The organism is Marinomonas shanghaiensis (genome assembly GCF_003259175.1).
Taxonomy (GTDB): domain Bacteria; phylum Pseudomonadota; class Gammaproteobacteria; order Pseudomonadales; family Marinomonadaceae; genus Marinomonas; species Marinomonas shanghaiensis.
In genome coordinates this window covers 1-25,529 of sequence record NZ_QGOK01000027.1, presented here as the reverse complement: position 1 = coordinate 25,529, position 25,529 = coordinate 1, and the positions used below count along the sequence as shown (strand labels likewise).

The following is a 25,529-nucleotide window of genomic DNA, read 5'->3' as shown; positions in this document are numbered from 1 at the left end:
TCTTGAGATTACTATGTAGTGATCTTAATAAATGCTGCTTTTTAGCAAGGCACCTGCCCAGCCTATCAAGAAATATTTTCATTCGAATAAGGACTGATTCGAATACAGAGTAAGGAAGACTCGACCATGAACCATCTAAAAAAGTGCCTTCGCACTTCTGCAACCAATGCCTTTTTTATTATCTCTGCTCGCTGTCTTGCCGATTTTGGCAGCGTCCTCAGCATGATTGCCTTATCAAGCTATGTCTTTCTCGTCAGCAATAATGTGTATCAGTTCAGTGTTTTTATGATCTGCAGTGTATGCGGAAGTCTCTTAGCCAGTCTAATGAGCGTGCCTTTTTTTCGAAAAATGCAGGGGAAATGGGCGCTGATATCTCTAAACCTAGTTCGATTTTTCATCATGGTACTGTTGCTTATCCTGCCTGACTCCCATCTTCTTTATGTTGTCCCCTGTATTGCCTTTATTAGTGGCCTTTGCAACACTCTGTTTACTATAGGAATCAACAGCCAACTGCCTAATTGGATCATTCAGCCCAAACGGTTATCCGTTAATACTTGGCTAACCTCTTTGTCTTCGGTGAGTGCGGTAACAGGAGGCTTGTTGGTAGGAGTACTCATTGCAGGGACGGGGTACGAGAACGTTTTTATTCTCAATATTGTCGTCTATGTCTTTGTCGCCCTTATGCTTTTACCGTTAAAAACGCTCTCAGATACCACGCAAATTCCCCTACGACCAATGCCTTTCAAACAAGAATGGCGGCAGCTTACTATTGAACTCAGAAAAGCCCCGATTCTCGCGGGAATGTTATTGGTCACGCTAATGGGAAGTTTAGGCAATGCCGCTCATCAAGTCGGATTTCCAATCATAGCAACCTTGTTAACCCCCGAACATATCAGCCAAGCGATGGGGGCATTGATGGCATCATGGGCCATAGGTAAGTTCATCGGTGCCCGTCTTGTCAGCTATTTGTTAAAGAAATACCCGTACCTATCATTGGAAATGCTATTTTTTGTCGGCTTTTCAGCGCTGTCTCTTGGCTTCATTCTGACCTTTTCTCAGCAACAGCTCATATGGGCTATTGTGTTTGTTGTATGTGCGGGAATAGGCGAAGGCATCGCCGAAGTGAGTGTCGTATCAAGGATACAAACAGAGCCTGAAAGACTGCGTCTACCAGTGTTTAGTATGCTTGCTTTACTCAAGATGATGGGCTTTGCTGTCGGCATGGTGATAGTCGCCCCTTTTTATCATTGGCTGCCCCTCTATTTGGTCATTATGCTGTTTCATGGCATACCATTAGTCACACTAGTAATGGTGCAACTCTGGCTCAAAAAACGCTTCGCACCTCAAGGTCAACTCGATATGCAATCCAGTACTGATGTTTAAACACTTCATTTCCTGTCTTAATCGTTCAAACACACGCTTGGGTATTGTGTGAGCCACTGTTTTAAACATAACTGTTTACTATACCAATAATTGATGGCGTAACCTCAAAAATGGATGACTAAGTGAAAGCACCGCGCACTACACTAAGTAAGCACTCTATAGAGCAGTAAAAGAACAACCTAAGACTGCCCGCTCATAAAAATAATTAATGCATTGGTGTATCGCGATGAGATTTGATTTTTCAAACTATGACCTTCAGCTTGTAGACGCTCCCGTACAATCTCTTGCTGATGTTTTATTGGGAAAAGGCTTTGGAAAGCACGATTTTATTGAAAGGACAACACAGCCAGCACTCGCAACGTTGAAATTCAAAACGTTTGGCGCTCTTTCGATTGGAGAGTACAGTGTTGCCGCGCCCATCCAAGTGAATACCGCATTCCGATCGGATGCGTATTTTTTACAAATCGTTCTGACAGGACGCAGTATCGAACACAACCACAACGCTGAGCGCACACTCAAAGCAGGTGACTCAGTCATCGTTATGCCCAATCAGCAGGTGGAATCACATGATTCTGCTGACTGTAAAAAGCTCATCGTCAGAATTCCAACGGATTTTTTGCATCAAACTGCGCGGGAGTTTGGTTATTTAGCGTCGCCCAGTGGCATCATTTTTGATTCGGCTGTCAATCAACTCCCGATGGCGGGGCCTCTATTTAACTTACTCAATGACATGTTACAACAAGACAAATCCGTTCTTGGTGAACGGCCCTTGCTGTATTATTGCAAGCTACTGAATAGCGCTATTCTCAATGTCTTTGATAACAATGTCCGTCTAGGCTCAGTCGCCAAAGCATCGTGCCATCGTTATATTGCACGCATTCGTCATTACGTATTAGACAATATTACACGAGATATCACAGTCGACGAATTGGCTAGCCTATGCCAGATTAGCCGTAAATCGCTGTATAATGTGTTTGAACGTGAAACAGGACTAACCCCTTCAACGTATGTTCGCCGACTAAAACTAGACAGTGTTCATGCTGAACTAAAGAGCAATGAGCGCATCAAAAATGTGACTCAAGTTGCATTGAAGTATGGTTTTACTAACTTAGGACGATTTTCAGCTCAATACCGTGAACAAATCGGCGAGTTACCGTCACAAACATTGCGTGATTTTTCTTATTAATCAAACCATAAAAAAAACAGACTGGACAAAAGGGGAAAAGCCCAGTCTGTTCTTGTCGTTGCTCACTATTAGAACTTGTACATCGCCATCACTTCGACTTGCTGTCCAGCTGGACGTGCTGACGTACCGACTGCGACAGATGGACGGTTTGCCATATTCTGATCACGCACTTCTAAGCCAAACTCTAAACCTGGCAAATGGGTGTAAATAACGTTCGCCAAGGTCAACTTAAGTGTATCGTCTGCCAACGTAGATGAAATTTCATCCGATGTGACCTGACCATAACGTAAATTGACTCTTACTTTGTCACTGACTTTATGACCAATGCCCGCAGAGAAACCAGTTAGAGTCACCATATCGCCTTGACCGTCGATTTCGGCAACGCCTGAAGCACCAGAAGCTCCCTGATAACCCCAGCCAGCATACACACCCGCACCTTTACCAGAAAATCCGCTTAACGATAAACTTGTGTCACCAAATTTCAGCTTCGCCGCCAAAGACAAGGCTGCACCGAATTTAGAGTCGCTGTCAGCGCTATTGGAAGGCGTCATGTCCACATCACGACCCGTCACCGCAACGTTGAAGGCATGGCCTTCTGGTGTACGATGCGTATAAGCCGCCACCATATCTGGGTAGCTTGCGTCCGTATAAACAGGATCTTGGAACGTCAAACGCAGCCCTTTGTCCACGTAATGCACAACCAAATCAGGACGAACCACGGCACCGTTCCCTGCCACAGTACCTATCCCTAGACCCCATAAGTTAATCATTTCTGTATCAAATGGTGCGTTGGCAAAAAATTGACCATTCCACGTCTGACCCACAGTCAAATTATCCACCGAAATGGTCGCATGACGTAAGCGATAGGCATAAGTGGTGTCGGAGGCGGTGGTATTGTTATCCCAAAAATCCCCTTCAATAAACCCGGTGATTTTATGGCCATCTTCTACGCGGCTTGCGGTGAAGTTAATGCGTGATTGACGAGCGCTACCATCAAATGTGCTGGTCCCTTCATCTGGGTTATTGAACACACCCTCTGCCTTGAGATAGCCACCAATGCTAAATTGAGTACCGTTAAAATCGCCCAATTCCAGAGCAAACCCTTGCGAAGAAAGACTCGCAACAATAACGGCTTGCGCTACTTTATTTTTAATCAACATATGGATACCACCCTGTTTATTCACAGTTATATTTATAATTAGAGGGTCAATATCGCAAAGAGAGGCAGAATGAGATATCCACATAGTGCAATCTTTGTACACTGTGTGACATAAATAAGAAAAAACGTAGATAAGATAAAGGGATCAAATCCCTTTATCTAGAGCATTTTGAATAACATTGCGCCTGCTAAAATCTAAGCACGGAACTGTTTTTGCAACCCCATCAGGAAGTTACGCAAGATCTGATCTTTGCATTCACAGTAGTGACGATTGTCTGGTTTGCGGAAGAAGGAGCTCAGCTCATGCTTGCTTAGGTTGAATTCAGCAAGCGACATGATGTCTAGAATTTCTTCGCCTTGTAGGTTTAAAGCGATGCGCAATTTCATGAAGACAATATTGTTTGTCAGACGCTTTTCTGGCTCAGGTTGTGGGCCTTCACGCTTGCCACGCTTCGTATTGATAAAGCCGTTAAGAAAGGTCGCCATTTCCACATCAAGCATTTCAACATAGCCTGCATCGTCTTCTTTTTTGAGCCAACTGGTGACTTGCTCTTGTGAAGCAATACCGTCTGCAGCGGCAAAGATAGACACTATCTCTAATTCTTTTAGATCAAAGGTATAACGAAGGCGGCGTAAAATGTCGTTGTTGTTCAAGGTAATGTCCTAGTGTTAGGGAGATAAATAATAATAGACAGTGACTGTAGCAGATTGACGGATTTTTACCTATTTTCGCACTTTAATTCCGTCAGAGTATCGTCGAAACTGCATGATTGTCGTAAAATCTTGCCCACTTTAGGTAAAAGAAATTGATTCTCTAGACAGCTGACCACTTAATAGATTGCATTGCCCATTTTCATGGATGTAAACCAGTGAACCTAACCCAAAAACCGACGCTCATCGACATTACCGAACAAGCAGCCAAACATGCCTCGACTCCGACGAAAACACATTCGACAACACGGCTGACAGAATTCGAATACATGCGAGGCTTAGCTATTATATTGATCGTACTAGGGCACTCTGTGATCAATACGAATGATGGCTTCCCACTATGGTTAGAAAATATAGTGCGCGGTGGCACAGGTGTTTTTGTGTTTATTTCTGGTTTTTTCTTCCACCATGTTTTTGCACAACGTTTTGATTATCGACGCTTTATGTCGAAGAAAATCCTCAATGTGCTTGTGCCATTTTTGGTTGTGTCCGCGTTTGCCGTTGTAATGAATTTTATTGTCTTTATCTTAGTGGATAGAGTCAGCGCCTTTAAAGCGGCCGAGATGTGTTGGCACTTGATGAAACAAGGCTATGTTCTGTTTCCACACTGGTATATCCCCTTCATCATCGTGACGTTTTTATGTTCTAGACTGCACCTTCGTTATTTACAACTGCCGCTATTCACTCAGCTGTCTATTTTAATCCTGTTTGCCATTATTTCTGTTGTCGTTCATCGACCGCATGGCAATGTTAATGTGCTGCAATCCGTGGTGTATTTCACGCCTTTTTATCTAGCGGGTATGCTGTATTCTCTTCACCGTGGCTGGATGAAAAAGCATTATCGCTATTTTTTTGCCGCCGCCGTCTTTACTGTCATTTCCACCGTTTGGTTACAATCTGGCCTTTTGCTCCATGTTGGTGGCTATCATAAAGCGGCGTTTGAATGGGGTGGCATCGACTTACAATTCATTCAAAAAATGGGGCTCTGTATTTTATTTATCGGCTTTTGTTCCCACCTTGTCGGACCCGCTCTTGGCAAGCACTTAACCATGTTAGCTTCCATTAGCTTCGCTATTTTTTTCCTACACCCTCTCATTAGCATGATCTGGGGTAACGCCACCTATTTGTTACTCAACGCAGGGTATATTGAGCCCAACACAACAGTGCTATACAGCCTTATTTCATCATTGGCGTTATTTGTTTTTCAGTTTTACGGATCCGTCTGGCTAATAGGTAAATTACAACCCATGTTAGGCGCTAGAAGCCGCTTATTGATTGGGGCTTGATATATTATTTAACTCTGCAAAAGCAAAAACGCCCATTTTCACAAATGGGCGTTTCGTTATACAAAGCCTCTAACGTTACTTTTTCTTCGGTTGGCGGCCATGATAGATAGCAAAGCCTTTGTCTCGGTATAGGCGAGTATGGGAACCCAGTGCAGCGTCTAGAATAGGCGGATAGCGCAAGAAGTCGTTCGCCACCACAAACAATTCACCGTTCAAGGTAAGGTGTTGTTTCACTGTCATGAAGAAGCTTTCCGCGATGCTGTAATCCGTATTCACACCGGTGTGAAAAGGTGGGTTGGTCACCACATAGTTAAAGCGTCCCTTCACTTGATCTAGACCATTAGAGGCAAGCAAGGTCACCGCATCACCGACCTGATTAGCCGCAAAGGTTAACTCTGTTGCTTTCAGAGCCAACACGCTGTCATCCAAGGCGGTAATTTTTGCGCCTGTTTTATTATGTAGCCACAAGGCAATAATCCCATCCCCACAACCAAAATCAAGTATACGAGCGCTGCCAATATCACTCATAAAGCGATGCTGGTTCAGTTGATTTAATAAAATCTCCGTGCCCTTATCGAGTTTTCCATGACCAAACACACCAGGGAGACTACACAACGTCAATATTTGCCCAGCCACCTCTTGTTTCCATGTCACGATCCAATCTTCAAATACAAATGGCTTGGCTGGACGACGTTTGTAACCCGCATACAGTAAACAATGCTTAGCACCATCCTTCTTACCGACTTCGTCCAATCCCGCTTCCAGTCGCTTCATAGAGGACTTGACGCCGCTTTTGTTATCGCCCACCAGCCAAATTTGGCCGCCATCTTTTAAAAGAGGCAGAACCGACGCCAATAAATAATCCAATAGCTCTTTGGCTTTGGGTTGATAAATCACCACAAAATCAAATTCACGAGCATTTTCAGGCCCCCATTGTTCAGACAAAAAGAGTTTTTCATCCGCAAAGCCAACACGCAATAAAGCATCGTAAGAAGTTTTTGATTGGCACCAAGCATACACATCCGCTTGTCGACTTACCTCCAGTGGATAAGTGTCTTCTGGGTTTGCGAATAAAATTTTACCCGACAATTCCGTATTGTTGCGTACCAATAGTTGGCTCGTTAAATTAAGATTCATAAGTAACAGATAGCTCTTTAATAGAAAGGGTGGTTACCGGCGCCAATAAAATATTCAAACGCTCAGTAGACAGTTCTGGTTGCACTCTTGGGTAACGCGGTGCTTTTCGGTCATTCAGTAAAGGCGACGACCATCCTTTAGTTAGGGTTAAAAAATCTTGAGCAAAAACATCACCGTGCTCTAAACATCCAGATAAAATAACGTCTAGATAACTGAGCGCAATAGGACAATCGTGATCAGGCTGAGTCACTTCGTGAGTATGATAAACCCAATAAGTGCCTTCGGGCAGAGCATCATGATGATAAGGTGTTAATTGTTCCGTCTTAATCATGGTTCGCTGATAACCCCGCTCCCGTTCATCAAACAAAGGGAACTGATCATGAGGCACTTCAACCAAGACACCATTACAGGCTTTTTCAGGGGCAAGGACGACCGCAACAGAGCTCATGCCGTACTCGACCGACATCACCGACCAGTGGCGTTCAAAGCCATGCAGTTTAACTGGCCAAACCCTACCGGTTTCACCTGTTTTAGCACGACTTTGACCATTCATCAGACTGCCATAGCCTAAAATAAAGTGTCTGTCTAATACGTTCATAGCCGCCCCCCAGCAGAATATGCCAATTTACATTCCTAGATAGCCTGCATGATAACGTGTGACTTTAGACAGTACTAGCTCATGTCTTCATTGATCGAAACTAAGAGGGCAATCAAGGCACGAAAAAACACAAAAAAGCCCTGAAAAATCAGAGCTTTTAAGCATTTATTTGAAGTAACGAGCACCACACCTATTTTGCTATGCCGTAGCCTGCTTCGCTTTGCCTTTCAATAAAAATACTAACGGCAAAGCTGCGACAGTCACCCACATCATCAAGCGAAAGTCTTGCAAGTAACCCAAAGTAGCCGCTTGTCCAGTGACAACCTGGTTCAGTGCTGCAAGCCCCGCTGCGGTTGTCGTATTATACGCCCCCTGTTCTTGTGCGAGTTGTAAGCCAAGGCTGAAGGGGTTGATATAATCCGCAAAAGCAGCATGGTTGATTTGCGTTCGTTGCGCCAAATACGTTGTGACCACCGAAATACCAATACTGCTACCAATGTTTCTCAATAGACTGAACATCGACGTCCCTTCATTACGGTATTTAGGGTCCAAAGTCGCAAAACTAATGGTGGATAACGGCACAAAAATAAATCCTAATCCAGTCCCTTGAACTAAGCCTGTGCGAATGATATCCCATGCGGTGACGTCCGTGGTGAATAGCGTCATCTCCCACATAGAGACAGTGATCAACACCAACCCCAAGGTAATGAATAAACGAGCGTCGATCCTATTTGCAAAACGTCCGACTATGATCATCGCCGCCATGGTACCAAAGCCTCTTGGTGCGAGAATGGCACCAATATCAACCACAGGATACCCCATTAGCGAGCTCATAAAAGGCGGTAACAGTGCCATTGAAGACAGCAAAATAATACCGACAATGAAAATGAACACCATACCGACACTAAAATTTCTGTCGCGAAACATTTTTGGATCGATAAACGGATGGCTGTGGGTAAAAATATGCGCCAAAAACATGGTTCCGCACACAATGGTCAGCAGGCCTTCAATCGTCACTTCCAAACTCGCAAACCAATTCTGCGACTCGCCTCGGTCAAGCATCATTTGTAAGCTACCAATCGCAACACCGAGTAACACAAAACCATACACATCAAAGCTGCGCTTTTTATCCAGCTTAGACTCTTCTAGGAAACCGGCTAAACCCAGCCAAGCCACAATGCCAAATGGCACGTTGATATAAAACACCCAGCGCCAGCTGTAATACTCCGTCAACAAGCCACCAAGATAAGGCCCTAAAATTGGCCCAACCATAACACCAACCCCCCACATGGCCATTGCAGAGCCATGTTTTTCTTTAGGGTAAGTGTCCAGCAAAACAGATTGAGATAAGGGCACCAAACTCGCACCAAACACACCTTGCAGCAAACGAAATAAGACAATCTGATCTAACGATTGCGCGGCACCACATAAAATAGACGATACGGTGAAGCCAACAACCGACCACATAAACAATCGTTTACGACCTATTTTTGCGGCTAATACCCCAGTAAGCGGCATACAAATCGCCGCGGCAACAATGTAGGAGGTCAACACCCAAGAAATCTGGTCTTGGGTCGTTCCCATCGCGCCTTTCATATGTGGCAAGGCAACGTTGGCAATCGTCGTATCCAGCGCTTGCATAATGGTCGCCAACATCACGGAGATGGTAATCATGATACGAGTTGTACGAGCGTCCATTTCTTTCGCTTGTCGACCCTGTGTCATAGCCATAACAATCACCTCACAAGGCTAAACCGAATAAACGGCGCTGATGTTCTGTGTCTATGGTTACATTTGAACTAAAGCCGGTACGCAATATGGGGGTATTTTCATTAGTGTCGACCAAAATCTTCACGGAAAGACGCTGCGCGATTTTCACCCAATTGCCTGTGGCGTTTTCAGCGGGAATCACAGAAAACTCAGATCCCGTCGCAGGGCTAATGCTTTCGACCTTGCCATGTAAGACAACACCTGGATAAGCATCAACGTCGATGTCAACCATTTGACCTGGTTGGACATAGGTCAAATCTTTTTCTGTAAAATTGGCTTCTATCCATTGTTTCTCGTCTGAGACCAATACCATGGCCGTTGAGCCAGCATTGATGTATTCCCCGCTATTAGGGACTTTGGCGACCACACCGGATGCTGGCGCCTTCACTTCTACATGGCCAAGGTCAATGCGCGCTTGATCCAGTGATGCCTGTGCTGCTTGATAGCTCGGATGCGTTTCCAGTGGTGCGCTTGGGTCTCCACCCAACGCCTCTTTCAAACGGAACAAGTCTTTCTTCAGCGTCATCACATTGAGTTCGCTGACTTCAGCGGCTTGTTTGGCCTGGTCAAATTGAGTATCGGAAATGAATTTCTGTTTTAACAAATTTGCTTGGCGTTTCTCTTCTCGCTGATTAAAAGCAAACTGTTTCTCAGCGAGCGTTATCTCGGCTTTTTTCTCCTCATAAGCGGCTTTCTGCTCCAGAATATTCAATCTTACTTGCTGCAATTGTGCTTGTGCTTTCGCTTCCGCAACCTTAAACGGGGTTTCATCTAGGCTAAATAACAACTGACCTTTTGATACTTTCTCGTTTTCTTTGACGGAAATCGTCTCGATTGCCCCAGACACTTCGGCATTAATGGTCGTGATATCAGACCGAATATAAGCATTGTCTGTTTCAACATAACGGCCGCCTTTCATATAAACAAAAACGGAGGCCAGTATGACCACTACAGGCAATGCCATTAAAAAAATACGGCGAGTGGTACGCTTTTCCACTTGCTTTGGTATAGATGAAATCGTTTCTTGTTCACTCATTTCCGGTATTTCTCCAAGTAAATTCTATAATGACGAATCAGCTGATAAATTGGTATGCATAACCACAAGCGCGCCTTGAAGCTCGCTCACCTGCTTTTCAGATAAACCTTGAAACGCTTTTTCATGGACCCGCTTCACCTCAAGATCAATTTTTTCCAATAACGGCGTCGATTTCTCCATGAGATATAATCCATAGGCACGGCGATCCTTAGGATCAGGACGACGCTCAATCAACTGATCGTCTGCCAATTGATCTATCAGTCGAGCCAATGTAATAGGCTGAATATCAAGCATTTCTGCCAGTTGCACCTGCCGAACGCCTTCATAGCGAGAAACGTAAACAAGCGCCCGAGCTTGCATTGGGGTCATACACAAATCGCTTTTTGAGTATTCCCTGCGCATGAGACGAATGATGTCTGTTAAGAGGAAACCAATGTTATTTGTCTGCATATAAATCACCAACTTTTAATATAATAAGATTATTATATACATTACTTACTATATTCAACATGGCAGGATGAATATGCTCAATACATCCTAAATCTCAAGCAAATTGTCGACTTAAGCGTTTTCAATCCCATGAGAAATCAGCTGGTTTTGCATAATTAGTCACGTTATTGTTAATCACTACTAAACAAATAAGGATAGTCATATGAACTCCCCTATACTTTTGATCACGGGCGGTGGAAGAGGCATTGGCGCGGCGACGGCTAAACTGGCTGCTCAGCAAGGTTATCGGGTCATTATTAACTATCGAAAAGACGCGACTTCAGCGGAAAACGTCGCCGCTGAAATCGTTGCGTTTGGTGGTTTAGCCCATTGTGTACAAGCCGATATCAGCGACAGCGATCAAGTCTCTAAGATGTTTGCCACCATCAGAGGTCAGTGGGGAGCCATCAAGGCTTTAGTAAACAACGCGGGTGTTTTAGATCAACAAGCTCGTTTCGTAGACACCCAACCAGAACGCTGGCAGCGCATCTTTCAAACCAACGTTTTCGGCACTATGATCTGCTGCCAAGAAGCCTTCCAAGACATGGCGAAAAGTCGTGGAGGCAATGGTGGTACCATTGTTAATGTTTCTTCTCTAGCCTCCGTCTATGGCTCACCCAATGAGTACGTCGATTATGCAGCAAGCAAAGGCGCCGTAGACTCTTTCTCTAGAGGCTTTGCTTTAGAAGTCGCAGGCGATGGCATTCGCGTTAATGTGGTCAGACCTGGGTTGATATATACCGACATGCATGCGGATGGCGGTGAAGCAGGCCGAGTGGATCGTATTGGCCCCAATTTGCCATTACAACGCGGCGGGCAACCAGAAGAAGTTGCAGAAGCGATTCTCTGGTTACTCAGCGACAAATCCAGCTATTCTACTGGCGGCTTTATTGATGTTGGCGGTGGCCGCTAAAACCGTTATTCAGCGACCACACATTGAAAAGAGCTTGCTTTAAGAAAATCTCCTTTATTGTACCTGGCGTAAGCAGGATATGGGCACAGAGGCCTTGTCATACCTGCCATGCGGGCGGTGATTTCTGGGTTGTCAGGGCGGGTTGCAGCCACAATTTCTTGCGGCGCCTGTTTCCTTTCAACCCATGAAACCAAGGGCTGAAGCATATCAAACTTATCAGCCGACGGACCTCCTTGACCATGGGGCATACCAGGCACTCGATACAAGCGTACAAACTCATGAGCGCGACCCACTAAGCCAAAATCGAGAAAATCATACCAACGCATGGTGTCTTTTACCGAAAAAACCGGATCACTATTACCATGGAAAATCAGCATTTTTCCACCATTTTGCTTAAACTCACTCAGCTTGGGTTTGGCAGCATCAGGTGGTGTCATCATAGTCATAGCAGACTCTTTGAACTGGCTATTCGTGGCGAAGATTTTGGGCGCGTCTTTATCAAAATCAAACTTAAGCAAGTAGTTTTCTAATGAATAAATATCACCCGCAACATTCGTATAAGGTGTGGTAAAAACATTCGCTAAGGAAGCGCTTCCCATTACCACATTAATGGGTTTGTGACTCCAATCGGAAACGGAGCTTTCCAGTTTCCACATGCGCCAATTATTAGACCGAATGCCCGTGTCATACACCCAATCGGTGTACAAGGCCTGATCTTTTGAATTGTGAGGGCCTGCATGCATTTTGATTAGCGCCGCGACCTTAATCATTGATAAACAGTACTTATCAAAATCACTTTTACACACCAAAACTTTAGGATCAAACACTTTTTGGCAAGCGTCTGTGGCAAATACCATGTCATCATAGATTCCATCTAATCCATCACATTGATCTAAGATTTTTTTCGCGAACACCACCAAATCGCGCCGAGTCAAAGCTCGGCTAATGTTGTCATTCACATGGTAAAGCGCCTGAGTGTCCCAAGCTTGTTGTAACGCGGCTTTCGGCAGATTAAAACCAGGATAACCAACCAATAAGCCATCAAACATAGTGGGGAAGCGAGTTGCCGCCACCATTGCCAGACGTCCACCATTAGACTGCCCAAGGCCATAAGAATATTTAATAGGCGATCCATAATAGCTCTCAACCAACCCCCGGGCGATGGGGTTAAGTTTTTGCACCGCTCCATAGGCATAATCACGACGCGCTTCTGGATCGTGACCAAACGCAGCAACGCCAGCAAGACCCGTTTCAGGGTAAGCTCTCGCATCATGACCGCCGTTGCTTGAAACCACCGCAAACCCCTGGTTGATAGCGTACTGAGACGGCATCAGCCCAGTCATTTTACCCAATGCAGGTTTTACTTCTCCGTCCAAACCACCATTGAATTGGTAGGCAAAACGGCCCTGCCAAAAATCTGGTAATCGTAGTTCAAACTGAATACCATAAAATTTGCTATTCACTCCCATTCGCTGAGCTATTACGCCAGAAACAAGGCAATATGGACTTCTGACATCCTTATCACGGCTCATCATAGTGCTTGTCATTTCCACATTCAGTGGCGCCTTTGCAACTAATGCTTGGCAGCGCAGAACATCTGCATGAGCCGCATTAGTCATGAAACCAAGCAATAGCAGAGTTTGTAGTAACAAGGCCAAAAGCTTTTTCATTCACTCGTCCTTTTTAATTGTTAAGCGCCAAGTGAAAGAGCCGTTTCTTCACTACGCGGCAGTGAAAATACAGGAAGGCTCCTTGTGGAATTATTGCACAATAGGCAGCACTCAAAATAACGAATATTAGTGGAAATAGAAAGGGATGGAAGGAACAGGAAGGAAATAAAAAACGGGCTAAAAGCCCGTTTTGAAAGCATGGATTAATGAGCTGCAAACACCAATAAGTTTGGAGACACTTCATTAAAATCCAAGGCCATGGTCACACTAAGCGCCGTCACCGTAATGATGGAAAAAAAGAACACTTGGCGTGCCCATTTGTTTACATCAACACCTAAACGATAACCTCGTAACGCCATGGCTAACCACCATAGACTTGTCGCTAGCGCAACGACCATAAAACCAATACCAACATAGCCCGTCAATGGCAACAATGCAGCCACCACGGCAAAAGCAGCGATATGAAGGATTATATGGCGTTTTGCTTTTGCGATGCCTTTTGAAACAGGCAAAACAGGTATGCCTGCTGCTTCGTAGTCTTTGTAGCGAAAAATAGCAATCGCATAAGAATGTGGCATTTGCCAAATACAAAACATTGTCAGCAAAATTGCAGCGCCTGCATCGAACTGACCTGCAGCAGCACAGTATCCCACCACTGGAGGAACGGCACCCGATAAACTACCAACGAAGGTTCCATAAACGGAATTGCGCTTGAAATACATAGTATACAAGCCAACGTAGACAACATAACCAAAAGCCGCGAAAGCAACCGCGACCCAGTTGGTAAAGTAGGCTAACAAAGCAAAACCAATGATGCCCAACACCACACCATGGAAAAATGCCGCTTTACCTGACATCTCACCATTTACCGTCACGCGGTTACGTGTGCGCTGCATCTTGGCATCAATATCTCTATCAATGTAGTTGTTAATGGCACAACCAGACGCAACGACTAACGACAAGCCAATCACTGTCGCTAGCATAAGAATCCAATCAATCTCGCCACGGGAGGCTAAAAAGAAGCCCCCCGCAACAGAGATGAGGTTGCCCATAATGATGCCAGGCTTAGTCACCTGAAGATAACGCTTAAACATCTTTATCGGCTCCCATCGGACAGGTATCACTTAACATGAAAAAAGTCCGCATAATCATCAAATTACTCTGCTTACATCATCATCGCGTTGGAAGCGTAGATAATCCATACGGACAATCCCACCACCATGACAATGATAACGGCAGAAAAAATAAATGAATAAGTATCCAACTTGCCTTGTTGAGAAAAGTTCAAATGAAGAAAATACTTCAAATGCACAAAAATCTGAACAATGGCTAACACAACGATTGTTATGTAAGTTGGTCCTTTATCAAACGCTTCCGTCATGACCATCCAAAATGGGATAGCGGTCAAAATAACTGACCAAATAAAGCCCACTATGTACGATTTAACGCTACCGTGTGAATGCGCTTCAGAAGAATGATCGCTCATTAGATCGCCCCCATCAGATAAACAACGGTGAAAACACAAATCCAGATAATGTCCAAAAAGTGCCAGAACAAGCTTAAACAAGCCAAGCGAGTCAACGCACGACCAGTTAACCCTGTCATCACAATTTCAACGAACAAGATTATCATCCAAATCAAACCAGCGGTAACATGCAAACCATGTAAACCGACTAAGCTAAAGAAGGCAGATAGAAAAGCACTGGCTTGAGGACCATTACCATTGTGGATCAAGTGGTTGAATTCATACAATTCTAGCGCGATGAAGATCCCGCCAAAAATGAAAGTCGCCACTAACCACATCAGTGTACCAGCACGATTCTTTCTATGAGCACAGATCATAGCAAAACCGAATGTGATACTTGAAATAAGTAACGCAGCGGTTCCAGCAAGAATCAACTCAAGCTCAAAAATCTCTTTTCCGGATACGCCACCTGCTGTGTTCATAAAGAGCACAGCGTAGGTAGCGAAGACTGATGCAAAAAGCAAACAGTCTGTCATCAAGTACAACCAGAATCCAAATACGGTGTTGCCACCAGTATCGTGATGCTCGTCATGAGCGGCGTCGTGAGCGCCGTGCGTATTCATATGTGTTGTGCTCATGATTACCCCTTAGCCACGTTATCTAAATGTGCATTCTCAATGCGAGCCACTTCATCTGGCTGTACATAGTAATCCACATCTTTGGTATAAGCGCGCACCACAAAAGTGACGATCGAGCCAACCAAACCAACAATAGCTAACCACCAAATATGCCAAATCATAGCAAAACCAAACGCTGTGATAAGACCACCAATAACAATACCCGCCATGGTGTTTTTCGGCATATGGATTGGCGCATAGCTCTCTTTACGAACGTACGCTGTGCCTTTTTCTTTCATATCAGTAAACGCATCGATATCAGAAACGACAGGAAGCTCGGCAAAGTTATAGAACTGTGGCGGAGACGAGGTCGCCCACTCAAGAGTATGGCCGTTCCATGGATCACCCGTCGTATCCAAGTTTTGCTTACGATCACGGAAACTGACATACAACTGTAGGAACTGACAGATGATACCCGCAAGGATAACAAACGCACCCACAACTGCTATGTATAGCCAGATATTCCAGTCTGGGTTATCCGTATGGTTAAGACGACGCGTCATACCCAAGAAACCTAGAACGTACAAAGGCATAAAGGCTAAGAAGAAACCGACCAACCAGCACCAGAAAGCCGCTTTACCCAACTTAACGTTAAGGTGGAAGCCCATCACTTTCGGGAACCAGAAAGCAAAACCAGCAAGATAGCCAAATACCGCACCACCTATGATGGTGTTGTGGAAGTGAGCGATCAAGAACAAGCTGTTATGCAATACATAGTCAGCACCCGGTACAGCAAGTAGTACACCTGTCATACCACCGATAGTGAATGTCACCATGAAACCAAGTGTCCAAAGAACCGGCACTGTCACACGAAGGCGACCGCGGTACATAGTGAACAACCAGTTAAACAGTTTCACACCCGTTGGAACCGCGATAATCATTGTCATGATACCAAAGAAGGCATTGACGTTCGCGCTGGAACCCATGGTGAAGAAGTGATGCAACCAAACGATGAAACCAAGAATGGATATCGATGCCGTTGCCCACACCATAGACTTGTAACCAAACAAACGCTTACCAGTAAAGGTAGAGACAATCTCAGAGAAGATACCAAATGCTGGAAGTACAAGGATGTACACCTCAGGGTGACCCCATGCCCAGAACAAGTTGATATACATCATTGAGTTACCGCCGCCATCATTCGTAAAGAAGTGGAAGTCTAAGTAACGGTCAAGCGTTAACATCGCTAATACAGCAGTCAAAATTGGGAAAGAAGCTGCGATCAAAATGTTGGCCCAAGTACAGGTCCAAGTAAAGATCGGCATATCCATCAATTTCATGCCAGGAGCACGCATTTTAAATACAGTTACCAAGAAGTTAACTGCAGTTAAAGTGGTACCGATACCCGATATCTGCAATGCCCAGATATAGTAGTCGACCCCAACACCCGGACTGTATTCCAGACCAGATAATGGCGGATAAGCGACCCAACCTGTCATAGCAAATTCACCAAGACCTAGTGAGATGTTAACCAATACCGCACCAGAAACAGCAAGCCAGAAGCTTAAATTGTTCAAGAACGGGAAGGCAACGTCACGTGCGCCAATCTGTAAGGGCACAACAATGTTCATCAAACCAATCATAAATGGCATCGCCATAAAGATGATCATGATGACACCATGAGCGGTAAAGATTTGGTCATAGTGACTTGGAGGCAAGTAGCCGGGGTCACCGTTCGTGGCAAGCGCAAGCTGCAAACGCATCATTATGGCATCAGCGAAACCACGAATAAGCATCACGAACGCCAATACTATGTACATTACACCTAGACGTTTGTGGTCAACGGACGTTAACCAATCATTCCAGAGTACACCAAGTAAGTTGTTTTTTATCACTAGGAAAGCAATAACACACGCCGCAATGGCTACCACGCACAAAGTCGTGATAACGATCGGGTCGTATGGAAGCGCATCCCAGGATAGTTTGCCTAAGAGTGCAGACATTATTTTTCAGCCTCCGTATGCATATCATGCGATGAGTGTTCAGACTCGCTATGATTCATATCATGCGATGAATGTTCAGACTCGCCATGACTCATATCACTGTGGTTCATCTCACCATGATTCATTTGGCCATGACTTGAATTGTCGTGGATCATTTTAGAATCAAATACAGTGCCTTCTAGCAACTCAACTTTGCCATGATCTTTCATGAACTTCATAACATTGTCCATGAAAATGCTTGATTTAATAGAGTTGTAGTATTGAACTGGTGTTGGTTCAATGTGATGAGCATCTAGATCGAATTCAGCAAGAGCCTCATAGGAAGCCTGATCCAATATACCATTATTAATGGCACCATCGATGGATTCTGCTTTCACACCTTCAACCCAAGCGTCAAAGTCAGCTTCTGTTTCTGTTGCAATAGCCTTGAACTTCATTCCAGTGAAACCTGCACCACTGTAGTTTGCTGAAATGCCGTCGAATGTACCTGGCTCGTTAGCAATCAAGTGAAGCTTGGTCACCATGCCTGCCATTGAGTAAATTTGACTACCCAATTGAGGAATGAAGAAAGAGTTCATTGTACCTTCCGAAGAAATATGGAAAGCAACAGGAACGTTTGCTGGGAATCTCAGCTCGTTTACAGAAGCAATACCAAGGTCTGGATAGACGAACAACCACTTCCAGTTCATCGAAATGACCTGAACGTTGATGTGCTCTTTTTCATGCTCCAAAGGCTTGTAAGGGTCTAAAGCATGAGTCGATTTCCAAGTAATTACCGCCAAAACGATGACAATAATAATTGGCACAGACCAAACAATAGTTTCAATTTTTGTGGAGTGTGACCATTTTGGTTCGTAGATCTCGTCACGACCTTCACGGTATTTCCAAGCGAAATACAGTGTCATGAAAATGACGGGGATCACAACAAGCAGCATCAACAAAGTCGCAACAATAATCAGTTGCTTCTCTTCAATACCAACTTGTCCTTTAGGATCAAGCACACCACCCTGACAACCGGCGAGCAAGCCCACCATTAGCGCCAAAGCGACTTTATTTAGGATACGAGTTAACAAGAGAATCATCCTCTAACCCTTATGTTCACAAAACTGCCACTTGAAAACCAAGCAACAGAACGAAAATCCGGCAAAGCCGGGTATTTCAGTAAGATCACCTCACTGTAAAAACAGTGTAAAAATCATTACTGTGTCAACAGTATTAACGCAGTAATAATTCTTCTGGATCACCTAAATCTGAAAAAGGGAGCTCTACATCTCATCGCGAACGGTGCCTCAGCACCATTCAAGCGCTCTTTCAGAGCGTCAGTACGAAGTAAAGAGAAGGCCATTTTATGGCGAGCAAGGTTGTTATTGATCGTAACGGACCAATAACCAACCAATAACAGGGAGATAAATATCACGCTGGAAAGCAGCGCCATATTAAAAATAGGGTCGGTCATGATAACCATATGATTATCAGTCAAAGAGGAGATGGTAACCAGCAAGAGTAAAAATAGCGTAGGGCGTTGGTTAGCAAAAACAGGGCGTAAAAAATTCGCCAAAACGCTGGATACCGAATTCACATAATGATGCAGAATGTCTTGAATTTTTTTCAATTTATCCATCCGTTTCATAAAAACAAAAGTGAAAATGCCGTTTTTACCCGCTTCATACGAATTTAAGAGTGCGAAATATAGCAAAATTTATACGACCATACAAAGCGTAGTTTAGCCTTTGTTCGTCTTTGCTTCACGGCCTTTTTATAAAAATTCACATTCTAACCCTGAGGCAACCAATACGTCTTGCTCTGAAGCGAGCAAGATTAACATTCTTCCCATACAATTTCCTTACAAAATGTAAGTCTTATTTTGTACTATGTGCTGCCTCCATCCAAGATTGCAGTCTGCCTACTATATACGCCATGTCTTCTTCGCTTGGACCACTAAATCCCAGTAAAAAACCTTGTTTCTGATTGCTTTTATCAGCGTAGTGAAGCGATAAAGAGGAAAGAACTATGTTTTCAGCAGACAAATCCTCTGCAATACACTGATCCAAAATGCCTTCGGTCACCATGCTAGACACAACCTCTGCCTTAATATTGAGTAAAATGTGCATGCCTCCGCGGGGTGACTTCCACTCAAACCAAGCAGAAAGGTGAGCCTCTAAAAGACGTAACAGCGCATCACGCTTAAAACGATAATGGCGACGCATGCGGTTCACATGACGATCAAAATGACCTTGCTGCATAAAGTCGGCTACAGCAGGTTGAATGGGCAAAGACGCCGACGATCCTAATACCCCTTGACTGCTATGCAGAGCGGCAATATGCCTCATCGGCGCAACGATAAAACCAAGCCGCAAACCACGAAACAGCACTTTAGAGAAACTCCCCACAAAAAAAACACGATCACGGGATTCATCATGAACACTTGCCGTTTGCATAAAAGGCACATTACTTCGCCCCTGATAAACAAACTCGTTGTCATAATCATCTTCGATACACCACCAGCTTGGAGAGTCATTCTGTAATGCCTGCAACCATTGCTGTCGACGCGTCGCACTGAGACTCCCACCAAGCGGATATTGTCGATTCGGCGTCACAACGGCCACATTTGAAGGGGATTCACTGTCGGGCAAACACGGGCCGTCATCGTCAATAAGCAGCGAACCCGGTGTGGCTTTGGCAGACATAACCTCGCGGATAGGCGGATAAGTGGGTTCTTCTACCCACCATGTCATTGATGAATGATGAGAGCCGTCAATCGAAATCAGAGCGTGCTGCAAAAGAAGAAACGAATCACGACTGCCTGCCGTAACGATGATTTGTTCTGCCGAACATTCAAGACCACGAACGCGATACAAATAATCCACAATCGCGTTTTTTAAATCCGGATAACCAGTGGCATACCCACCTTTTAACACGGCAAGATCTGGATTTAGCCAGCTACGACGCATACTTGCCGCCCATTCCTTAGTAGGAAAAACCGACATATCAGCGCCAGCATCAAATGCTCGTTTTTGAGGGACGTCATTCATAGCGGAAGACACCGCATGAGGCAATTTAATTGCGCGATGACTGATCATGGGTAATGCGGCAACAAACACACCACGTTTTTCTTCGCTGGTTAAAATACCTTCTGCAATAAGTTGATCATAAGCCCGTGACGTAGTACTACGAGACACGCCCAATGAACTGGCTAAAAAACGTGAGGAGGGCAGCTTGTCGCCAACCGACAACACACCAGAGACAATGCTTTGCTGAATTTGCTTGATCAATTGTTGGTAATAAGGTGCGCCGTGCTCGTCAAGAGAAAAGCGTAAACTCGCAATAATACACGACATATCTGGCCTGCTTTTTTATTTAAATTCTGGCTATTTTTATAATAGCCAAATCTCTTTAAAGTCTCGTTATAGCCAATCCATCATTCAGATACAAGGAGAGAATGCATGAGCCAATCACTAGAAGAAACCGCATTAAGCAAAGTAAAAAGAGGACCTAACCGCGCGTCCTACGACAAAGAGCTCGCACTCAATATTATTGATTCATCACTCATGTGCCATGTCGGACAAAGCAAAGATGGACAAGTTTTTGTCACGCCTACTTGCCACTGGCGCGATGGCGACTATTTATATTGGCATGGCCACTCTAAGGCTCGAAATGTCAAAGGACCCATCGACGCACAGGAAAAAGTTTGTATCAATATATCCCAACTCGATGGTTTAGTGATGGCACGTTCCGCCTTCCATCATTCCGTCAACTATCGCTCCGTGACCTTATTTGGAGTGCCGGAGCTAATCGACGATAAAGAAGAGAAAATCCGTCAGTTTAAGATTTTTTTAGATAAAGTCAGTCCAGGCCGCTGGGAGGCGTTACGCCCAATAAACGATCAAGAAATAAAAGCCACCGGCTTAGTTCGCATCAAAATAGAAGAAGCATCGGTCAAAATGCGTGCCGAGCCACCAGTCGATGATCCAGCCGATAAAGACTGGCCAATATGGGCGGGAGTCATACCGGCCAATGTGTCTTGGGGAGAGATGGAACAGGATCCCATACAAACCAAGCCTTACCCTGAACCCACACCACCCAATGCGTATTAGCTCATCAAAATCATGAGGGGCATTATGGTACAGGAAGAGAATTGCTAAGTTTTAGCTCAAAAATGCTACAAACCCATCTTTTATGCACCATTAATGCACATTTTCACAGCTTTTACCTTGCGGTTTTTCATAAAATCGCTAATCTTGCACCCTTTTTTACGATTCTACGCGTTTCTTAGGGTGTCTTTTTACAAAAAAGCACTCCTAGCATTCAACCCACGAACAATAACACAATCGATATTATCGAATAACGGGAGTGCCCTACATGGCAGCAATCATAGACTTTTTAAACACCATTTTCTGGGGGTATATCCTCATCTATGGACTATTAGCCGTAGGCGTATATTTCACCTTACGTCTTGGTTTTATTCAGGTCCGACGTTTTCCAGAGTTCATCCGTACTGTTCTTAAAGCCCCTCAATCTGATCGTGGCGGCATCTCTCCTTTCCAAGCCCTTTGTACCAGTCTCGCTTCTCGTGTTGGAACAGGCAACATGACAGGTGTGGCTGTCGCGTTATATTTAGGTGGCCCAGGAGCCATTTTTTGGATGTGGGTAGTGGCCATTATCGGTATGGCAACCGCCTACGCGGAAAGCACCTTGGCCCAGCTCTACAAAATGCGCGATCAAAATGGTCAATTACGTGGCGGTCCTGCGTTTTATATTAGTAAAGGCTTAAAAGCCCCTTGGGCAGGCGCCGTATTTTCGCTGGCCCTGATTTTGGCTTTTGGTTTAGTTTTCAACGCGGTTCAAGCCAACTCGATTGCGGGTGCAATGGAAGGCGCATTTGGTATCGACACCAGCGTAACTGGCATCGTCATCATGCTATTGGCAGCCGTGGTTATCTTTGGCGGTATCAAGAAAATCGCACGTTTTGCTGAAATCGTGGTGCCATTCATGGCGGTTTTATATTTGCTACTTGCCTTATATGTGATCTTCACCAATCTTTCTGATGTGCCGGCGGCATTCGCGTTAATCGTCAAAAGCGCCTTTGGTATAGAACAAGCCGCAGGCGGCGTTCTAGGAGCCATGCTTAACGGTGTCAAACGTGGTTTGTTTTCCAACGAAGCGGGGATGGGTTCTGCACCCAACATTGCGGCGGTAGCAACACCAAACCCTCATCATCCAGCGTCTCAAGGCATGGTTCAATCGCTTGGTGTGTTCATTGATACATTGCTGATTTGTACAGCAACCGCCTTAATGATTCTTTTATCTGGCGCATTGGGTAACGGTCAAACTGGTATCGCTTTGACACAAACCGCTCTTACGACTCACATCGGTAGTGCGGGTCACTACTTTGTCGCGATTGCGATTTTCTTCTTTGCGTTTACTTCCATCATTGGTAACTATACTTACGCAGAAAACGCGCTAACTTACCTAAAATGGGCGAATAAGCCTGGCATCTTCATTCTACGCATCTTAGCGCTCGGCATGATTCCTTGGGGCGCTTATGAAAGTGTGGCGATGGTATTCAATGCGGCTGATGCCGCTATGGGTCTAATGGCAACCATTAACTTAATCGCTATTATGATGCTGTCCGGTCTCGTTGTGAAATTAACCAAGGACTATTTCACTCAATTAAAAACGAAAACGCCCGTTTTTAATTCTGATGACTACCCAGAAATTCGTGATGATATTGACCTCAGTGTTTGGGATGAAAAACCCAGTAAATAAAAGACGAACACAACGTTAGTGATGTTAAAAAAACAAAACCCGCTGCGCAGCGGGTTTTTCATTTCTAATACAGTTTAGTAACAATAGGCTAAATTTTCGCGGCAATCTTATGCGCTAGACCATGTAAGAATGGACCAGCAATAAAAGAAATAATGCCCGCCGCTGGCCACGCTAATACCCAAGCATGCATCCAAAAGGACACAAAATCTGGGTGTAGTCCAATATTCACGTACGTAATCCATGCCGACATCATCAACGACAAGGTAAACGACATAAGTACCGCAAAAATAATTCGGTGTTTCATTTTTTCTCTCCTGCTGAACTGATCGTCTTCTCTATGAGTAGAGTGCCCCAGACGAAAAGTAAGTAAACGACTCAAATCTTAGATACATACTAGCAAGCATCTTAAATTGTAAATATACTGATTTTTTAAAATCAAATTTACGAAAATGCAAAATGCTTGATGATCTAAAGATTTTTATCACCGCGGCAAATAAAAATAGTCTGACCGCTGCGGCTCAGCATCTTGATATGACCATCGCCACAGTGTCTCGTCGTATCAGCGCGCTTGAACAAAAACTTGGCTGTGAGTTACTACATCGTTCAACAAAAGGACTAACCCTGACACCTGTAGGAGAAAGTTACTACCAAGAATGCGCCGAATTTATCGATGCACTAGACCAGAGGATTTCCAATCTCGATCAAACGTTGAACAGTTTAAAGGGTGATCTAAAGATATTAGCGCCCGTCAATTTAGGCAGTGGACCTCTGGACGCATTTTGGCAAAATTTTGTTCAACGCTACCCAGACATTGAGCTAAACATCGAATTGAGCAACGCAATACAAGACATAAGAGACACCCGCGCCGACATTGCCTTACGCTCGGGGAATCAACCCAGCTCATCATTGATTCAAAAGAAACTAGGTCACATTGAGCCTATTCTAGTCGCATCGCCTAACATGGCATTCCCACTACCGACATCCATAGACGCCTTGCAGCACGCCCCAAGCATCGCCTCGAATATGTTTGCCGATTGGCTACTGATGAATAATCAAGGTGAGCGTCACCCGTTAAACAAAGAACACCGACACATTAGCAACGACATGACCATCACACTGAATCTTGCAAAAGCGGGGGCTGGAATAGCGCTAATTCCAATGAGTATGGTCGTGAACGCCCTAGAAAGCGGTGAACTGATCCGCGTTTTACCTGAATGGCGCGGACAGAATCGGGAGATTTTCTTGGTCTGGCCTTATCGCCGCAGTTTATCCGCTCGTGCCAAACTGTTACGCGATGAACTAACACAGTACCTTCATCAACAAAGCTGGTTTCATCCAAGCCCTTAATCTATCTAAAAAGCAAAAGCCTAAAAAGCAAAGTTTGGTTACACTAACCCCAAAATATCGGACACATTGCTTTAAACAAGGATCAAGATGGAAAACTTACTCTGGTGGCAATACGCCTTAATTGGCGCTATTTTTATATGGAGCGGCTTTGTTCGCAGTGGCTTAGGGTTTGGTGGGGCGGTGCTCGCGTTGCCTTTTCTGTTATTAGTGAAAAACGATCCGCTGTTATTTTTACCGATTATTTCCATCCATCTTTTGGTCTTTTCCAGTTGGATTGCTTGGCAAGGCTCTAGAGTCACCAAGCAACAAGCCAAGCTCGCCGCAGAACGAGGCGAAGCGCCGCAAGAAGCACAGGGCAACATTGCTTGGGGTTATTTGAAAAAAGCCCTCGGCATCATGATAGTGCCAAAACTGATCGGCGTATTTGGCTTATTAACCTTACCGGGCAACATAGTCACCGGCGTGATTTTTGTCATCGTCGCTGTTTTTGCCGTGTCTTACATACTGAACAAGCCGTTTTACACCAACAACAAATTCCTCGACACGATTTTCCTTATGCTTGGCGGTTATGTTAGCGGCACATCCTTAATCGGCGCACCGCTCATCGTCTCCGTCTTCGCCACCAAAGTTCCGCGCCACCAACTGCGCGATACCTTATTCGTGCTCTGGTTTATCCTCGTGATGATCAAAATGGCGTCCTTTCTCATCGCCGGCATCGATTTACAACTCATCCACCAACTTTGGCTACTGCCTTGCGCCTTGATTGGTCACATCTTCGGGCAAAAGCTCCACAACCGCATTCAAAAAGCCGAAACACCCGTCTTCTTCCAATTCGTCGGCTGGGCGTTACTCATCGTCTGCGGATTTGGCTTGTACTCGACGTTCATGCTCTAAGATTGTCTGCTGGGCTTTGTCACACGAGGTTAACTCAGTCACGACAAAATCAATACAAAACAATCACTTGTAGGTCGGCCTTTAGGCCGTCAAAAAGCA

Annotated in this window: 24 protein-coding genes; 8 read left to right on the top strand and 16 right to left on the bottom strand. The window is 44.7% G+C overall.

The window, feature by feature from the left end; genetic code table 11:
* Positions 1-126: 126 nt before the first annotated feature.
* Entirely contained in the window at positions 127-1,383 is a 1,257-nt protein-coding gene (locus DKT73_RS17990) for an MFS transporter (RefSeq protein ID WP_111639900.1), read from the top strand.
* A gap of 226 nt (positions 1,384-1,609) precedes the next feature.
* Positions 1,610-2,569 carry an AraC family transcriptional regulator gene (locus DKT73_RS17985; RefSeq protein ID WP_198666659.1) on the top strand — a complete coding sequence of 320 codons (960 nt, stop codon included), beginning with the start codon at positions 1,610-1,612 and terminating at the stop codon, positions 2,567-2,569.
* Positions 2,570-2,637: 68 nt separating this feature from the next.
* On the opposite strand, the gene DKT73_RS17980 is transcribed toward DKT73_RS17985, so the two are convergent.
* Together DKT73_RS17980 and DKT73_RS17975 are read right to left on the bottom strand one after the other, a co-directional pair.
* Positions 2,638-3,729, bottom strand: a complete 1,092-nt coding sequence (locus DKT73_RS17980; protein WP_111639936.1) for a hypothetical protein — start codon at positions 3,727-3,729, stop codon at positions 2,638-2,640.
* Between the two features lie 194 nt (positions 3,730-3,923).
* Positions 3,924-4,382, bottom strand: coding sequence for a YehS family protein (locus tag DKT73_RS17975; protein ID WP_111639898.1), 459 nt, complete (start codon positions 4,380-4,382; stop codon positions 3,924-3,926).
* Between the two features lie 215 nt (positions 4,383-4,597).
* On the opposite strand from DKT73_RS17975, the gene DKT73_RS17970 reads away from it, so the two are divergent.
* On the top strand, positions 4,598-5,725 hold the full coding sequence (locus DKT73_RS17970) for an acyltransferase family protein (RefSeq protein WP_111639897.1): 1,128 nt from the start codon (positions 4,598-4,600) through the stop codon (positions 5,723-5,725).
* Between the two features lie 75 nt (positions 5,726-5,800).
* Here DKT73_RS17970 and DKT73_RS17965 read toward each other — a convergent pair whose 3' ends face one another.
* The 5 genes from DKT73_RS17965 to DKT73_RS17945 all read right to left on the bottom strand — a co-directional run bounded on the left by DKT73_RS17965 (position 5,801) and on the right by DKT73_RS17945 (position 10,716).
* Positions 5,801-6,862 carry a class I SAM-dependent methyltransferase gene (locus DKT73_RS17965; protein WP_111639896.1) on the bottom strand — a complete coding sequence of 354 codons (1,062 nt, stop codon included), beginning with the start codon at positions 6,860-6,862 and terminating at the stop codon, positions 5,801-5,803.
* The gene (locus DKT73_RS17960; protein WP_111639895.1) at positions 6,852-7,460 is read right to left on the bottom strand and encodes a gamma-glutamylcyclotransferase family protein; all 609 of its coding nucleotides are present in this window, start codon (positions 7,458-7,460) and stop codon (positions 6,852-6,854) included. Before DKT73_RS17960 ends, DKT73_RS17965 begins: the two co-directional genes overlap by 11 nt.
* Before the next feature lie 198 nt (positions 7,461-7,658).
* The gene (locus DKT73_RS17955; protein WP_232827923.1) at positions 7,659-9,191 is read right to left on the bottom strand and encodes a DHA2 family efflux MFS transporter permease subunit; all 1,533 of its coding nucleotides are present in this window, start codon (positions 9,189-9,191) and stop codon (positions 7,659-7,661) included.
* A 10-nt stretch (positions 9,192-9,201) separates the two neighbouring features.
* Positions 9,202-10,266 carry an HlyD family secretion protein gene (locus DKT73_RS17950; protein ID WP_111639894.1) on the bottom strand — a complete coding sequence of 355 codons (1,065 nt, stop codon included), beginning with the start codon at positions 10,264-10,266 and terminating at the stop codon, positions 9,202-9,204.
* Positions 10,267-10,290: 24 nt separating this feature from the next.
* Entirely contained in the window at positions 10,291-10,716 is a 426-nt protein-coding gene (locus DKT73_RS17945; protein ID WP_111639893.1) for a MarR family winged helix-turn-helix transcriptional regulator, read from the bottom strand.
* Positions 10,717-10,918: 202 nt separating this feature from the next.
* On the opposite strand from DKT73_RS17945, the gene DKT73_RS17940 reads away from it, so the two are divergent.
* Complete coding sequence (locus DKT73_RS17940) at positions 10,919-11,668, top strand: SDR family oxidoreductase (protein WP_111639892.1); 750 nt, start codon at positions 10,919-10,921, stop codon at positions 11,666-11,668.
* A 5-nt stretch (positions 11,669-11,673) separates the two neighbouring features.
* Here DKT73_RS17940 and DKT73_RS17935 read toward each other — a convergent pair whose 3' ends face one another.
* The 8 genes from DKT73_RS17935 to pdxR all read right to left on the bottom strand — a co-directional run bounded on the left by DKT73_RS17935 (position 11,674) and on the right by pdxR (position 20,761).
* On the bottom strand, positions 11,674-13,338 hold the full coding sequence (locus DKT73_RS17935; protein WP_111639891.1) for a tannase/feruloyl esterase family alpha/beta hydrolase: 1,665 nt from the start codon (positions 13,336-13,338) through the stop codon (positions 11,674-11,676).
* A gap of 203 nt (positions 13,339-13,541) precedes the next feature.
* A complete protein-coding gene (gene cyoE / locus DKT73_RS17930) occupies positions 13,542-14,432 on the bottom strand; it encodes a heme o synthase (RefSeq protein ID WP_111639890.1) in 891 nt (296 codons plus the stop codon).
* A 71-nt stretch (positions 14,433-14,503) separates the two neighbouring features.
* Positions 14,504-14,824, bottom strand: coding sequence for a cytochrome o ubiquinol oxidase subunit IV (gene cyoD, locus DKT73_RS17925; protein ID WP_111639889.1), 321 nt, complete (start codon positions 14,822-14,824; stop codon positions 14,504-14,506).
* A complete protein-coding gene (gene cyoC, locus DKT73_RS17920; RefSeq protein WP_111605712.1) occupies positions 14,824-15,441 on the bottom strand; it encodes a cytochrome o ubiquinol oxidase subunit III in 618 nt (205 codons plus the stop codon). The genes cyoD and cyoC overlap by 1 nt, the downstream gene beginning before the upstream one ends.
* Before the next feature lie 2 nt (positions 15,442-15,443).
* Positions 15,444-17,423, bottom strand: coding sequence for a cytochrome o ubiquinol oxidase subunit I (gene cyoB, locus DKT73_RS17915; RefSeq protein WP_111639888.1), 1,980 nt, complete (start codon positions 17,421-17,423; stop codon positions 15,444-15,446).
* A complete protein-coding gene (gene cyoA, locus DKT73_RS17910) occupies positions 17,423-18,505 on the bottom strand; it encodes a ubiquinol oxidase subunit II (protein WP_198666658.1) in 1,083 nt (360 codons plus the stop codon). Before cyoA ends, cyoB begins: the two co-directional genes overlap by 1 nt.
* Positions 18,506-18,663: 158 nt before the next feature.
* On the bottom strand, positions 18,664-19,044 hold the full coding sequence (locus tag DKT73_RS17905; protein ID WP_111639887.1) for a hypothetical protein: 381 nt from the start codon (positions 19,042-19,044) through the stop codon (positions 18,664-18,666).
* 238 nt (positions 19,045-19,282) lie between these two features.
* Positions 19,283-20,761: a MocR-like pyridoxine biosynthesis transcription factor PdxR gene (pdxR, locus tag DKT73_RS17900; protein ID WP_111639886.1), complete on the bottom strand. Its 1,479-nt coding sequence runs from the start codon at positions 20,759-20,761 to the stop codon at positions 19,283-19,285.
* 105 nt (positions 20,762-20,866) lie between these two features.
* On the opposite strand from pdxR, the gene DKT73_RS17895 reads away from it, so the two are divergent.
* A complete protein-coding gene (locus DKT73_RS17895) occupies positions 20,867-21,517 on the top strand; it encodes a pyridoxamine 5'-phosphate oxidase family protein (RefSeq protein WP_111639885.1) in 651 nt (216 codons plus the stop codon).
* Positions 21,518-21,782: 265 nt separating this feature from the next.
* Complete coding sequence (locus DKT73_RS17890; protein ID WP_111639884.1) at positions 21,783-23,189, top strand: alanine/glycine:cation symporter family protein; 1,407 nt, start codon at positions 21,783-21,785, stop codon at positions 23,187-23,189.
* 88 nt (positions 23,190-23,277) lie between these two features.
* Here DKT73_RS17890 and DKT73_RS17885 read toward each other — a convergent pair whose 3' ends face one another.
* Positions 23,278-23,493: a DUF2798 domain-containing protein gene (locus DKT73_RS17885; protein WP_111639883.1), complete on the bottom strand. Its 216-nt coding sequence runs from the start codon at positions 23,491-23,493 to the stop codon at positions 23,278-23,280.
* Positions 23,494-23,645: 152 nt separating this feature from the next.
* Between DKT73_RS17885 and DKT73_RS17880 the strand changes: the two genes are divergently transcribed.
* Together DKT73_RS17880 and DKT73_RS17875 are read left to right on the top strand one after the other, a co-directional pair.
* Positions 23,646-24,536: a LysR family transcriptional regulator gene (locus DKT73_RS17880; protein ID WP_111639882.1), complete on the top strand. Its 891-nt coding sequence runs from the start codon at positions 23,646-23,648 to the stop codon at positions 24,534-24,536.
* Positions 24,537-24,623: 87 nt separating this feature from the next.
* On the top strand, positions 24,624-25,430 hold the full coding sequence (locus DKT73_RS17875; RefSeq protein WP_111639881.1) for a sulfite exporter TauE/SafE family protein: 807 nt from the start codon (positions 24,624-24,626) through the stop codon (positions 25,428-25,430).
* Positions 25,431-25,529 lie beyond the last annotated feature (99 nt).

Coding starts and splice junctions, on each gene's coding strand:
- DKT73_RS17990 (WP_111639900.1), top strand. CDS start 127: ATGAACCATCTAAAAAAGTGCCTTCGCACTTCTGCAACCAATGCCTTT.
- DKT73_RS17985 (WP_198666659.1), top strand. CDS start 1,610: ATGAGATTTGATTTTTCAAACTATGACCTTCAGCTTGTAGACGCTCCC.
- DKT73_RS17980 (WP_111639936.1), bottom strand. CDS start 3,729: ATGTTGATTAAAAATAAAGTAGCGCAAGCCGTTATTGTTGCGAGTCTT.
- DKT73_RS17965 (WP_111639896.1), bottom strand. CDS start 6,862: ATGAATCTTAATTTAACGAGCCAACTATTGGTACGCAACAATACGGAA.
- DKT73_RS17960 (WP_111639895.1), bottom strand. CDS start 7,460: ATGAACGTATTAGACAGACACTTTATTTTAGGCTATGGCAGTCTGATG.
- DKT73_RS17955 (WP_232827923.1), bottom strand. CDS start 9,191: ATGGCTATGACACAGGGTCGACAAGCGAAAGAAATGGACGCTCGTACA.
- DKT73_RS17950 (WP_111639894.1), bottom strand. CDS start 10,266: ATGAGTGAACAAGAAACGATTTCATCTATACCAAAGCAAGTGGAAAAG.
- DKT73_RS17945 (WP_111639893.1), bottom strand. CDS start 10,716: ATGCAGACAAATAACATTGGTTTCCTCTTAACAGACATCATTCGTCTC.
- DKT73_RS17940 (WP_111639892.1), top strand. CDS start 10,919: ATGAACTCCCCTATACTTTTGATCACGGGCGGTGGAAGAGGCATTGGC.
- DKT73_RS17935 (WP_111639891.1), bottom strand. CDS start 13,338: ATGAAAAAGCTTTTGGCCTTGTTACTACAAACTCTGCTATTGCTTGGT.
- cyoE (WP_111639890.1), bottom strand. CDS start 14,432: ATGTTTAAGCGTTATCTTCAGGTGACTAAGCCTGGCATCATTATGGGC.
- cyoD (WP_111639889.1), bottom strand. CDS start 14,824: ATGAGCGATCATTCTTCTGAAGCGCATTCACACGGTAGCGTTAAATCG.
- cyoC (WP_111605712.1), bottom strand. CDS start 15,441: ATGAGCACAACACATATGAATACGCACGGCGCTCACGACGCCGCTCAT.
- cyoB (WP_111639888.1), bottom strand. CDS start 17,423: ATGTCTGCACTCTTAGGCAAACTATCCTGGGATGCGCTTCCATACGAC.
- cyoA (WP_198666658.1), bottom strand. CDS start 18,505: ATGATTCTCTTGTTAACTCGTATCCTAAATAAAGTCGCTTTGGCGCTA.
- DKT73_RS17905 (WP_111639887.1), bottom strand. CDS start 19,044: ATGGATAAATTGAAAAAAATTCAAGACATTCTGCATCATTATGTGAAT.
- pdxR (WP_111639886.1), bottom strand. CDS start 20,761: ATGTCGTGTATTATTGCGAGTTTACGCTTTTCTCTTGACGAGCACGGC.
- DKT73_RS17895 (WP_111639885.1), top strand. CDS start 20,867: ATGAGCCAATCACTAGAAGAAACCGCATTAAGCAAAGTAAAAAGAGGA.
- DKT73_RS17890 (WP_111639884.1), top strand. CDS start 21,783: ATGGCAGCAATCATAGACTTTTTAAACACCATTTTCTGGGGGTATATC.
- DKT73_RS17885 (WP_111639883.1), bottom strand. CDS start 23,493: ATGAAACACCGAATTATTTTTGCGGTACTTATGTCGTTTACCTTGTCG.
- DKT73_RS17880 (WP_111639882.1), top strand. CDS start 23,646: ATGCTTGATGATCTAAAGATTTTTATCACCGCGGCAAATAAAAATAGT.
- DKT73_RS17875 (WP_111639881.1), top strand. CDS start 24,624: ATGGAAAACTTACTCTGGTGGCAATACGCCTTAATTGGCGCTATTTTT.